Annotated in this window: 12 protein-coding genes and 1 tRNA gene; 8 read left to right on the top strand and 5 right to left on the bottom strand. The window is 66.3% G+C overall.

Translation table 11 applies throughout. From position 1 onward, the window contains the following. The 3 genes from D472_RS0110645 to D472_RS0110635 form a co-directional block, all read left to right on the top strand. A partial coding sequence (locus D472_RS0110645; protein WP_017604469.1) for a glutamate synthase subunit beta occupies positions 1–937 on the top strand: 937 nt, incomplete at its 5' end. 76 nt (positions 938–1013) lie between these two features. Next, on the top strand, positions 1014–1397 hold the full coding sequence (locus tag D472_RS0110640) for a DUF2784 domain-containing protein (protein WP_026117565.1): 384 nt from the start codon (positions 1014–1016) through the stop codon (positions 1395–1397). Positions 1398–1470: 73 nt separating this feature from the next. After that, positions 1471–2364 (top strand): hypothetical protein, encoded by an 894-nt coding sequence (locus D472_RS0110635; RefSeq protein ID WP_017604467.1) that lies wholly within the window; start codon positions 1471–1473, stop codon positions 2362–2364. 72 nt (positions 2365–2436) lie between these two features. On the opposite strand, the gene D472_RS0110630 is transcribed toward D472_RS0110635, so the two are convergent. After that, positions 2437–3147 carry a maleylpyruvate isomerase N-terminal domain-containing protein gene (locus D472_RS0110630; protein ID WP_026117564.1) on the bottom strand — a complete coding sequence of 237 codons (711 nt, stop codon included), beginning with the start codon at positions 3145–3147 and terminating at the stop codon, positions 2437–2439. A 166-nt stretch (positions 3148–3313) separates the two neighbouring features. Here D472_RS0110630 and pyk point away from each other — a divergent pair, with 166 nt between their 5' ends. Then, on the top strand, positions 3314–4744 hold the full coding sequence (gene pyk, locus D472_RS0110625) for a pyruvate kinase (RefSeq protein ID WP_026117563.1): 1431 nt from the start codon (positions 3314–3316) through the stop codon (positions 4742–4744). 91 nt (positions 4745–4835) lie between these two features. Here pyk and D472_RS0110620 read toward each other — a convergent pair whose 3' ends face one another. Together D472_RS0110620 and bla are read right to left on the bottom strand one after the other, a co-directional pair. Beyond that, positions 4836–5789 (bottom strand): DUF1266 domain-containing protein, encoded by a 954-nt coding sequence (locus tag D472_RS0110620; protein ID WP_017604464.1) that lies wholly within the window; start codon positions 5787–5789, stop codon positions 4836–4838. A 225-nt stretch (positions 5790–6014) separates the two neighbouring features. Beyond that, complete coding sequence (bla, locus tag D472_RS0110615; protein ID WP_033303581.1) at positions 6015–6896, bottom strand: class A beta-lactamase; 882 nt, start codon at positions 6894–6896, stop codon at positions 6015–6017. 163 nt (positions 6897–7059) lie between these two features. Here bla and D472_RS0110610 point away from each other — a divergent pair, with 163 nt between their 5' ends. Together D472_RS0110610 and D472_RS0110605 are read left to right on the top strand one after the other, a co-directional pair. Next, positions 7060–7923, top strand: a complete 864-nt coding sequence (locus D472_RS0110610) for a LysR family transcriptional regulator (protein ID WP_017604462.1) — start codon at positions 7060–7062, stop codon at positions 7921–7923. Beyond that, positions 7920–8822: a serine hydrolase gene (locus tag D472_RS0110605; RefSeq protein WP_017604461.1), complete on the top strand. Its 903-nt coding sequence runs from the start codon at positions 7920–7922 to the stop codon at positions 8820–8822. The genes D472_RS0110610 and D472_RS0110605 overlap by 4 nt, the downstream gene beginning before the upstream one ends. Positions 8823–8840: 18 nt before the next feature. On the opposite strand, the gene D472_RS0110600 is transcribed toward D472_RS0110605, so the two are convergent. Together D472_RS0110600 and D472_RS0110595 are read right to left on the bottom strand one after the other, a co-directional pair. Beyond that, entirely contained in the window at positions 8841–9638 is a 798-nt protein-coding gene (locus tag D472_RS0110600; RefSeq protein ID WP_017604460.1) for an LAGLIDADG family homing endonuclease, read from the bottom strand. 94 nt (positions 9639–9732) lie between these two features. After that, positions 9733–9815: transfer RNA gene (locus D472_RS0110595), tRNA-Leu, on the bottom strand. A 149-nt stretch (positions 9816–9964) separates the two neighbouring features. Here D472_RS0110595 and D472_RS0110590 point away from each other — a divergent pair. Then, positions 9965–10534: an ANTAR domain-containing response regulator gene (locus D472_RS0110590; RefSeq protein ID WP_017604459.1), complete on the top strand. Its 570-nt coding sequence runs from the start codon at positions 9965–9967 to the stop codon at positions 10532–10534. Between the two features lie 348 nt (positions 10535–10882). Continuing rightward, positions 10883–12454, top strand: coding sequence for a branched-chain amino acid ABC transporter permease (locus D472_RS0110585; RefSeq protein ID WP_017604458.1), 1572 nt, complete (start codon positions 10883–10885; stop codon positions 12452–12454). Positions 12455–12457: the final 3 nt, after the last annotated feature.

The raw sequence follows: 12457 nt of genomic DNA, 5'->3' as shown, positions 1-12457 counted from the left end.
CGAGGGAGCCGATCGCATCGGCGGCCTCCTGCGCTACGGCATCCCCGAGTTCAAGATGGAGAAGCGGCACATCGAGCGCCGCCTCGCCCAGATGAAGGCCGAAGGCACCACCTTCCGCACCGGGGTGAACATCGGCGTCGACATCACCGTCGAACGACTCCGCGCCGACAACGACGCCATCGTCCTCACCGGCGGGGCCACCCAATGGCGCGACCTACCCGCCAAGGGCCGCGAACTCGACGGCATCCACCAGGCCATGGAATACCTGCCCCTGGCCAACAAGGTCCAAGAAGGCGACTTCGACCGCGCACCCCTGCACGCCGAGGGCAAGCACGTCGTCGTCATCGGCGGTGGTGACACCGGCGCCGACTGTGTCGGCACCGCCCACCGCCAAGGCGCCAAGAGCGTCACCCAGTTGGAGATCATGCCCAAGCCCCCGCTGAAGCGGCCCGACCACCAGCCTTGGCCCACCATGCCCATGCTGTACAAGGTCACCAGCGCACACGAAGAGGGCGGCAAGCGGATCTACTCCGTCAACACCGTCGAATTCCTCGGTGATGAGAACGGCCACGTACGCGCTCTCAAGCTCGTCGACGTCGAACGCACCGACAAGGGCTTCGAACCGGTCCAGGGCACCGAACGCGAGATCCCCGCGGACCTGGTCACCCTCGCCATGGGCTTCGTCGGTCCCGAGAAGAAGGGCATGATCGACGACCTCGGCGTCGACCTCGACGGTCGTGGCAACGTCGTCCGCGACGACGACTACCGGACCAGCGTCGACGGCGTCTTCTGCGCCGGTGACATGGGCCGGGGGCAGTCACTCATCGTGTGGGCCATCGCCGAAGGCCGCTCGGCCGCCGCCGGCGTCGACCGCTACCTCACCCAGGACACCGTCCTGCCGGTCGCCATCCCACCCACCGAACGCCCACTCGTCTGAGCGGAGCGCTCCGCAGGACACACGCCCGGGCGCGGGGGGCTACCCTCCGCGCCCGACCCACATCTAGGCTGAGCCCATGATCTACCGGGTGATCGGAGAAGGGGCCATGATCCTGCACATGGCCTTCCTCATCTACCTCGTCATCGGCGGATACATCGCCTGGCGTTGGCCCGTCCTCTTTTGGCCACACCTGGCCTGCGCCCTCTACTCCCTCGGCATCACCGTCATCGGTTGGGCCTGCCCTTTGACCCACGTCGAGAACTGGGGACGCGAGCAGGCCGGCCAAGCCGGACTTCCACCCGCGGGATTCATCGATCACTACCTGACCGGCGTCATCTACCCCGCCGAACACCTCGTCACCGTCCGGCTCTTGGTCGCCCTCAGCATCGCCGTCTCTTGGCTCGGACTGCTCTACCTCCACCTACGCCGCAAGCGCAAGGACCCAGAGAACCAGACGTAAAGATCCCGAATGGATCCGGCCCACACCCTTCACCGGCGGGTCGTACTCCTCCTACCGTCGAAGCATGACCGTTATGACCTGGGACTCCTATCGCGCAGCCGAACACTTCATCATGCGCGGTGCCCGGCTCATCGACCGGCACCGCTTCGCCTACCACTTCCAGACCCGAACCGCCGGCCCCGTCCACACGGCCCTGGCCGCCTACCGCAACCTCGACGGCGGATACGGCAACGCCCTCGACCCTGACCTGCGGGGCGGCTCAAGCCAACCCGTCGCCACCGAACTCGCCCTGCGCTACCTCGACGAACTCGGCACCATTCCCGCGGACCTGGCCCACCAGACCTGCCGCTACCTCAGCAGCGTCAGCAACGACGACGGCGGCCTACCGCACGTGCTGCCCAACGTCCGCCACACCGAAGCCGCCCCCTGGTACCAAGAGACCGATGACTTCTCCAGCGCCCTGGACATCACCACGATGATCACCGGGCTGCTGTACAAGAACAACATCAGCCACCCCTGGCGCGACCACGCCACCGCCTACTGCTGGAAACACATCGACGCACTCCAGTGGACCGACCCGCACGAAGCCATCGGCATCTGTTCCTTCCTGCAACACGTACCCGATCGAGTCCGAGCCACGGCCACCATGAAACGTCTGTCCACCATGATCCGCGCGGTCATCGACGTACACCCGCGCGCCACCGGACACGTCCACACACCACTGGACCTGGCCTGTAATCCCGATCACATCGCCCGACCACTGTTCACCGACGCCGAGATCGAACGCAACCTGGAAGCCTTCGAACGGCAACAACGCCCCGACGGAGGATGGGACGCTCACTGGGACCACTGGGACACCGCCGCCACCATCGAGCGCGAAGGCATGCGCACCATCCAACGCCTACGCATCCTGCGCGTATACGGTCGCCTGGCACCCGACCTGCCTCGGCCACGTCGGACCTCTTGACGGCCACACGCAGCGCCCCGAGCACCTACTCGTGGGGCACCGAACCATGGCCTCCCAGCGCGGAGCGCCGCCTCACCCCAAAGCCAGAGCCCGCACCCCCACACCCTCCAACACCTCACGCCCCACCCGCACCGGTGCACGACCCGTCACCACCCGCACGGCCGCCAACGCACCCGCGCCACCCCCCGAAGCGCCCGGTAGCACCCTCTCCAAAGTCTCCCGGTCGGCCGCGCCGAACAACACCTCCCACACCAGAGCCGCACCCCGCTCGGACGCCCACGGCTCCCGCCCCAACGCGTCCGCCAGATCCAACCCGTGCAACACCGACTCCACCACCCGGGTCACCAGGAAATCCGTCAACGACATCGAATCACCATGTCGGGTCATCACCATCCGGTCCTTCGGCTCTCGCTCCAGACGCGGCTCCAGGGCCCGCCACGTCCGACGCAGCACCCGCCCCGCCTCCCGCGCGTCCGCACGCCGCTCCGCCGCCCGCATCGCACTTCGTATCCGGTCCTCGTTCACCGGCACCGAGAACCGCACGTCCGGCGCGTAGTACTCCACCGCCGACACCGGCTCACGTCCCGGCTCCGGCGGTTCCTCCTCCAAAGCCACCATCACCCGATGCAACGCGCCCACCGTGTGCACCGCCAAGGCCGCCACGTCCCACGGCGCGCACCGCGTGGGGCGGACCACGTCCTGTTCCGAAACTCCCGACAACACCTCCGCCAACACCGCCACCTCATCCGACAGAGCCGCCACCACCGCGCCACGCTCGAACACCACGACCCCCTCGATCCATCGACGAAACGCCCATACGATAGCGACTCCGATTCCTCCCGAACTCCTCACGAAGGGTGACCGAATTCGCTCCCACTCCACCTCTCATACGTCCATTCGCAACCTGGTTTAGACCACTCCATCCCACGAACGCTCTAGAGTGATACTCGTGACACGTCGAGCAAAAATCGTCGCGACCCTAGGCCCCGCCACCTCGAGCCCGGAAACCCTCCGACGCCTCGTGGAAGCCGGCCTGGACGTCGCCCGCATCAACCTCAGCCACGGAACCCACGACGACCACCACGCGAGCCTGACCAACCTCAGGCAGGCCGCCAAGGACGCCGACCGCGCCGTCGGTGTCCTCGCCGACCTCCAGGGGCCCAAGATCCGCGTCGGCACCTTCCCCGGGGGTCCCATCGAACTCGCCGCCGGAGACGAGTTCACCATCACCACCGAAGACACCCCCGGAGACCAGAACGGCGTCTCCACCACCTACAAGGGGCTCCCCGGTGACGTCCGCCCCGGGGACCGCGTCCTCATCGACGACGGCCGCGTCGTCTTGGAATGCACCAAGACCACCAGCACGGACGTCCACACCCGCGTCGTCTTCGGTGGTCCCGTCTCCAACCACAAGGGACTCAACCTCCCCGGTGTCGCGGTCAGCGTTCCCGCGCTCACCGAAAAGGACGAGGAAGACCTCCGCTGGTCTTTGCGCCAAGGTGTCGACATGGTCGCCCTCTCCTTCGTCCGCAGCCCCGCCGACGCCGAAGAGTGCCACCGCATCATGGATGATGAGGGCGTCACCGTCCCCCTCATCGCCAAGATCGAAAAACCCCAGGCGGTCGAACGACTCCAGGACATCATCGAGGTCTTCGACGCCGTCATGGTCGCCCGCGGCGACCTCGGCGTCGAACTGCCCCTGGAAAACGTCCCCATGGTGCAAAAACGCGCCGTCGAACGCTGCCGCGACAAGGCCAAACCGGTCATCGTCGCCACCCAGATGCTCGAATCCATGATCAGCGCGCCCCGCCCTACCCGCGCTGAGGCCTCCGACGTCGCCAACGCCGTCCTCGACGGCGCCGACGCCGTCATGCTCTCCGGGGAGACCAGTATCGGCGACTATCCCGTCGAGACCGTCGAGACCATGGCGCGCATCATCGGCGCCGCCGAACAGGAATCCCTGCGCGCCTCGCACATCCTCGACCGGGTGCCCGAGACCACCGGTGGAGCCATCGCCCGCGCCGCCGCCGAGATCGGCGCCACGGTCGGAGCCAAGGCCCTGGTCGCCTTCACCATGTCCGGTGAGACCGCCCGCCGGCTGGCCCGTTACCGTTCACCCATCCCGCTGCTGGCCTTCACCACCGAAGCCGGCACCCGCGGACGTCTCTCCCTCACCTGGGGTGTCGAGAGCAACCTGGTTCCCTGGGCGGACAACACCGACGACATGGTCCGCCAAGTGGAGAGCGAACTGCTCCGACTCGGCGACTACAACAAGGGCGACACGGTCGTCATCGTCTCCGGTAGCCCGCCCGGAACCACCGGCTCCACCAACTCCCTGCGCGTCCACCGCATCGGCGACGCCGTCGCTCTGAACGCCTGACGCACAGGACCCCACCACAGGAGCCACATCAGGTCCGGCCCGGAGCCCGGCGGATGAGCCACGCCGGAGCGCTCCGGGCCGACCAGTGCCCTCAGTCCTGGGCGGAAGAGACTCCGCCCTCGAACGATGCCCGCTCCAACGGCATGTCCCACGGCAACAGGTTCCAGGGACTACGTGGATCCTCGTCCAACAACCCCAGTGCCACCCACACCCGATCCGAGGAATCTCCGTCGTCGCCCTCCACCCCCTTGTCCGGCCACAACAGGTAACCGGCGTGGAACGCCGACGACAACTGCCCCCAGGACGAATAACGACGTTGCAAATCCGAAGCCACCCGACGCAACAGTGCCTGCGTCTCCACCGGACTCAACCAGTCCAGCGAGGCCCCACCGCACACCAACCGGATGACGTGTACGGACTTCCACCAGTGGTAGGCGCCGATCATCAACGTCTTGTCACCCTCGGCCACCCCCGTGACCGAACGCAACCGCATCACCTGTTCCGGGGACAACCGCACCATCGCGCCGGTGTCCTCACCGCCTTCGGGCAGACGCGACCGCGCCGTACCCGAGCGCAGATCAACGGCCAGGTCCAGGCTCGGCCCACCGTGCAGCTCCTCCAACAACCGGTCCACCGTCGCCAGCAGTGACTCCCGATCCACCACCGACCACTGGCGCTCCATCATCCTCCGGTAACGGCGCCGCAGGCTCGGCCGCGCCACCACGTCCCACGGTTCGGCCAAGGCCACCCGGAAGGGGGCCGCCACCGCCGCCGCCCATCGCTCGGTGCTCAACGGGGCATCCGGTGACCTGGTCCGGATCGCGGGATGTTCACGCGACCCCAACACCAATTCGGCGAAGGAACCGGACGCCAAGGCCAACAGGGCAAGGAACGACCACCCGGGCAGGTCCAGGGCGACCAACACGACCGCGAGCAGGGCCACCGGAGCCCACAGCCAAGGCCGACGCCGGCGGGAACCCCAGGCCACCACGACCCAGGACCCGATCACCAACGCGCCGATCACCCCGGCCACCGCGGTCAACACCCGATGCCCCTCTCCTCGAAACAAACCCCTTCGGGCACGTTCTTGTTCAGTCAAGGATCAGGGACACCGGGCCCGCGCAGCGACCGAACCCACGTGTTGTACTCAGGTTGTGGCCGTGATGTGATCGGCTCAGCCCGCTTCCACCGTCATAAAGTGACAAAAGACCTATTCGTGGTGGAAATGGTCGGGTGTTTACCAAGGTTCCGGGCGGACTACCCCCGAACCTCAGTCCAGGGCCTCCACCACCACCTCCGTGGCCTGAGCGATCAACGCGTCATCGTGTTCCGCGCCGGACTCATCCCGGCTCGACAACACCGCCAACACGATCGGACCCCCCTCCGGCGGCCACAACACCCCGATGTCGTTGCGCGTCCCGAAACCACCGGCGCCGGTCTTGTCACCCACGACCCATCCCTCCGGGACCCCCGCTCGAATCAGGGCGTCCCCCGTGGTGTTGCGCTCCAACAAATCCACCAACACCTCACGACGATCCTCGGGCAACACGTCACCGAGCGTGAATTCCTCCAAGGAACCCACCAACGCCTCGGCGGTGCTCGTGTCCCGCTCGTCCCCCGGCACCCCCTCGGCCATCTCCACCTCGTACCGCACCAGGTTCGTCACCTCATCCCCGGTCAACCCACCCAACGCCTCGGTGAACCCTTCAGGGCCGCCCACCTCGTCCAACAAAAGGTTCGCCGCCGCGTTGTCGCTGAAGCGCACCGTCGCGTCACACAACTCCAACAACGACATCCCCACCCCCAGATGCTGCTCCGTCACCGGGGAATGCGGCACCAACACCTCCTCATCGAAGGTCACCACCCGCTCCATCTCCTCCAACGAGTTCTCCGACAACACCACCCCCGCCAACAAGGCCTTGAACGTCGACGCGAGCGCGAATCGCTCATCTTCCCGGAAGGCGACCACCTCACCCGAACCCGTATCCACCGCGTACACCCCGAGCCGTGCGTCGAACTCCTCCTCCAACGCCTCGAACTCCACCGACAGGTCCACCACGGACTCCGTCGCCTCCACCGACGAAGACGCAACGGCCGCGCCTTCGGGAGGCGTTCCCTCCGAGGAAGCACACCCCACCAACGGCACCAACATCGCCGCCGCCACGAACCCAGGCACCACGAACCTCACCGAAAACCTCCATGACTTCGAGAGAACGAACCACGACCGGCCCGCACCCGCAGTCTCACCCCCCACCACCCATGCCGTCCAAGACGAAAACGGCCACTCCCATGCCTTTTCGACATAGCCTCACCCCATGGACCTCGTAGGAGCCTGCACCGCCTTCGTTCACGTCAGCGACCGCGGCAGCTTCACCCACGGCGCCGCAGCCGCCCACATTCCCCAACCCGTCGCCAGCCGGCGCATCGCCGCCCTCGAAAAACACCTCGGCGCGCCCCTCTTCGACCGCACCGGACGCCACCCCACCCTCACCCAATTCGGACACGCCGTCCTCCCCGCCGCCCGCCGCCTCATCGAACTCGCCCACACCCTCGAACACGACGCCGCCACCGCACGCCTGGCCCCGCTACGCATCGCCGTCCCCACCACCTGCACCACCCACGACCTCGCCCACCTCACCGCCCACGCCCGCCACCACGACCTCAACCTCGACCCCCACCCCGCACCACCCGCCCAACGCACCCACCTCCTCCATACACACCAGGTCCGCGCCGCCCTCGTCTGCGCACCACCCGACCAGGCCCACTGGACCGCACCCCTGGGCCTGGCCACCCACGAACCGCCCCGCGCCCCCATCACCTACCTCGAAACACTCCGTAACGGCCGCACCGACACCACCCCACGTCGACGCGTGTGGATCCAACCCGAAGACGACACCCCCCACATCCGTGACCCACTCACCCGCACCGGCCACGCGCTCGGACTCCACCCCACCCAGATCACCCTCGCCGGTAGCCTCACCACCGCCACCGCCGAAGTCCTCACCAACGACGACCTCCTCCTCTGCACCCCCGACCAAGCCGAATCACTCGACCTCCATTGGCGTCCCATCGGTGAAATCCAACCCACCCGCGACCACACCGCCATCGGAGAACACGCCCACACCCTCCACACTCACCTGCACACCCACATCGCCCGCTGCCTCGGAGCCCGCACATGATCACCCACCACCTTCGCGACCAACTCCACGAGGCGGGCCTGCACGCCTCCTTCCTCGTTCGCGACCTCCACACCGGCCACGAGATCGGCATCGACCCCGACACCGAATACGCCACCGCGTCCCTGGTCAAAGTCCCCCTCGCCCTGGCCACCCTCCACCGCATTCACCAAGGCGAACTCGACGGCGCCACCCCCATGCGCGTCACCCCCACCAAGACCGACACCGGCCCACCCGGCACCGGCCCCTTCGGCATCAGTAAATTCCGGCACCCCATCACCATCGCCATCGAAGACCTCCTCCACCTCAGCACCTGCCTCAGCGACAACACCGCGGCCGACACCCTCTTCGACCTCACCCCACCCGCCCACGTCGCCCGCGTCCTCAAGGACCACCACATCCACGGCATCACCGTCAGGCACCGCATCCACGACCTCAACCGCACCCCCGCCGAACGCCTCGACCCCGACGAAACCCACCTGGCCCACACCCTCGCCATCCAGGCGGGCACCGACGGTCGAGGCCACGACATCCCCCAACTCGACGTCACCCTCGCCAACTCCGGCTCCGCGCGGGCCCACGTCGACCTCCTCCAGGCCCTTTGGAAACCCACCCACATCCACCCCGAGGTCGCCCAAGGCGTCCGCGAGCTCATGGCCGACAACCTCATCCGTCACCGCCTGGCCCCCGACTTCACCACCGACGCCAGTACCTGGGCCTCCAAGACCGGCACGGTCCTCAACCACCGCCACGAGATCGGTGTCGTCGAACACAAGAGCGGCGAGGCCTACGCCATCGCCGCTCTCAGTGCCTCGCGCGTTCCGGCCCGTCACCAGCCCGAGACCGAAGCCCTCTTGGGGCGCGTCGCCCGTACCCTGCGCGACCACCTGCGGACCCTGTGAGCCACAAGGTAGGCGGACTCAGTACTTGGGCCCCACGACGCGTTCCATCACCGCGACCGCGTCCTTGCGGGAGATGGACACGATGTGGGCGTCCCTGCCGCGGGGCTCCCTCTTGTCGACGTGGACCCTCCAGGCGATTCCCAACCGGTCCAAGGCATGCGTGAAGACGCCGATGATGTCGGTCGAGACGTTGGTGAAGTGGTAGCGCGGGTACTCGTGGTACTCCACCGCGCCATCGGGCCGCCTCTTGGCTGTTCGGTTGATGGTTCGGCAGCCGTCGGAGTGCATGAGCCCTCGTATCAGCGCTTCGGAATGCTCCTTCACGATGCGTTGCCGCCAAGGTTGCAGGAGGATGGGCCGCTCATGCTTCTTCCCGGAGCCGTGTTGGGGGAACACACAGGTCCAGTGCTTGGAGTAGCTCTTGATCTCGATACAACCGGGTCGCTTGACCCTGCATGCCTTGACCGGAAGGACGGACTCCATCGCGACCTGGCAGTAGGCGATCAGCTGCGGGTATTTCTTGTCGTAGAAGACGGACAGTGTGTGCAGGCCCGGCTTGTGCCGGATCTCGACGATGTGGCCGTCGCTCAAGTAGGTACCCAGGACATAGGCGTACGCCTCTTCACGGAGGGCCCCATCCGAACGTCGGGGGCAGTAGGTGGTCCGATCGGCCTCGGCCCTGGAGTTACGTCGGGTCTCGTTGAGCCAACGGCTGACTGCTCTTTGGGATACTCCGCACGTCGAGGCGATGCGTTGTCGGGTCCAACCGAGGGCACGCGGTTTCAGGGCTTCGTCAACGATCTCGCGTGAATACATAGGGTGTATGTTCGCTCACGCCTCGGACATCCCTCGGTCGTGCGAGCTTTGAACAACGAGAAGGGCCGCCGCGGCGGCCCTTCTCGTTGTTCGGTGCCGGAAGTGGGATTCGAACCCACACGTCCGTGAGGACGGGGGATTTTGAGTCCCCTATGTCTGCCATTCCATCATTCCGGCTGATTTGTCCGTTTTGCCCGACTGTCCCTCCATGGGTGGAGCTGCTCGATCAACGGTGGGGTCACGATTGACCGGCATTGCCGGGGCCAACGCACAGCATACTAGCTGATTTCTGTAACCTCGTGTACGTGACGAGGACGCAGAGCCGTGTGGTGATCGCGGAAGACGAGGCCCTGATCCGCCTGGATCTCAAGGAGATGCTCGAAGAGGACGGTTACGCCGTCGTGGGGGAGGCCGGTGATGGCGAGGCCGCCATCAGGCTTGCCCGGGAACTCCGGCCCGACCTGGTGATCACCGACATCAAGATGCCGGTGCTCGATGGCCTGACGGCCGCCGAGCGGATCGCGGCGGAGCGCATCGCCCCGGTCGTGATCCTGACCGCTTTTTCTCAGCGTGAGCTGGTGGAGCGGGCCCGAGAGGCCGGTGCCATGGCCTATCTGGTCAAGCCCTTCAGTAAGGCGGACCTGGTGCCGGCGATCGAGATGGCGACCTCCCGCTACGCCGAACTGTCGGCGCTGGAGGCGGAGGTCAGCGGACTCCAGGACCGCTTGGAGACGCGCAAACTGGTGGAGCAGGCCAAAGGGCTGTTGCAGAGCCGGCACGGGATGAGTGAACCCGAGGCGTTCCGATGGATCCAGAAGAACTCCATGGATCGTCGGCTGACCATGCGCAAGGTCGCCGAGACCGTCGTCGAGACACTGGGCGGACAGTCGGGCTGATCACCGACCGTTAGCGAAGCTGAAGAGGGGCCGATCCATCGTCGGCCCCTCTTCGCGTGTCCGGGTCGCCTCGGGTGTGGTCATCCGGTAACCAAAAGTGGGATGAACTCACAAATCAGATCATTGTGGCCGGGAAAACCTAGACACCTGTTCAGGGTCAACTCGGATCTGATACCGGTTTGGTCTCGTTAGCGCACAATGGGGTGACGGTTGGGTCACGTGGCTTTAGCTATGCTGAATGACCAGCCTAAATCGGGCTAAACTCGCCGCACCGAACAGCTAATGGACAGTGACCCCTGAATGTTCACAGTTCGGGTGTCACGGACCTCATATGCGCAAGGAGCGCGCGTGCGCACACGCCTCGTGACCGTGTTGCTCGCCCTGATCACCGCATTCCTGGTGATCCCGGGGGCGGCGGCTACGGCGGACGAACAGGGCGGTGAGTCGCTGCACGGTCAGATCGGTCAGCCGGATGATCGGGATCAAGGTGTCGAGGGCATCGGGATCACGGTCTTCCAGGGTGATGACGAGATCGAAGCGGTGACGACCGACTCTGATGGAATTTGGGAAGTGGAGTTGCCCGAACCGGGCACCTACCGCGTAGTGGTGGACCAGGAGTCCGTCCCCAGCGAGTACGCCGTCCGAGAGACGGCCCTCCTCGTCGATGGTGAGGCCGAGGTCGAGGTCGAGAGCAATGATCGGCGAATGCTGATCGTGGTTCTGACCGAGGCCGGGGCCGCCGCTGAGGAGGAGGCCGAGACGGAGGCCGCCGAGGAGGGTGGTGAGGCCACCCCGACCGACGCCGAGGAGGCCCCCTCCGACGACGAGGCGGTGGAGGTCGAGGGCGTCAGTGGTGGCTTCGGCGAACGTTTCGTTCAGCTGAGCGCCGCGGGTGTGCTGTTCGGCTTGGTCATCGCGGTCTCCGCGATCGGTCTGTCGCTGATCTTCGGGACCACGCAGATCATCAACTTCTCGCACGGTGACATGGTCACCTTCGGTGCGATGATGGCGTTGCTCTTCAGTAGCGGCGCGGCCGGGATGGGCAACTCCCTACTGGCGATCTTCGCCGGTCTGGGTGTGGCGATCCTGTTGGGCGCCTTCATGGAGGGCAGGCTCGGCCGGACGACGCTGATCGTCCTGCAGTGGTCGTCGGTCTTGGGTGGTATCGCCTTGGCTACGGCGCTGGGTGTGCTCGGGGACGACATCGGTTGGCGGGTGCCGCTGTGGGCGGCGGCCGCTATCGCGGTGGTCATGGGCGCGGTGCTGGGCGGAACGATGGAGCGTTACCTGTGGCGTCCGTTGCGTAAGCGCAACGTGGCCCTGATCCAGATGTTCATCGTCTCGATCGGTGTGGCGCTGGTTCTGCGACACGTGATCCTGGTGTTGTTCGGTGCGAACCGGACGCGTTACGCGGGTTACCAGGTGCAGGAGTTGGTGCACATCGGCCCGGTGTCGATGCCGCCGCGTGACCTGGTGATCATCGCCGTGGCCGTGGTGGTCCTGGTGTTGGTGGCGTGCCTGTTGCAGTTCACCCGCATCGGTAAGGCGATGCGCGCGGTCTCGGACAACCGGGACCTGGCGGAGTCGTCGGGTATCGACGTGGACCGGGTGACGTTGTACGTGTGGCTGCTCGGTGGTGGTCTGGCCTCCCTGGGTGGTGTGCTCTTCGGTTTGAACCAGGTCGTGGACTACGAGATGGGCTTCCGTCTGTTGCTGCTGATGTTCGCCGCGGTGATCCTCGGTGGCTTGGGCACGGCCTACGGTGCGATGGTCGGTGGTCTGGCCGTCGGTCTGGTGGCGATGTTGTCCACCCTGTGGTTCCCCGCACAGCTCATGAACGCGTGGGCTCTTGCCCTGATGATCCTCATGCTGCTGCTCAGGCCTCAGGGCCTGCTCGGTTCGCGTGAGCGGGTCGGCTAGGAG

Source organism: Nocardiopsis alkaliphila YIM 80379 (genome assembly GCF_000341005.1).
In the GTDB taxonomy this organism is placed as follows: domain Bacteria; phylum Actinomycetota; class Actinomycetes; order Streptosporangiales; family Streptosporangiaceae; genus Nocardiopsis; species Nocardiopsis alkaliphila.
This window is presented reverse-complemented; position numbering and strand designations above follow the sequence as displayed.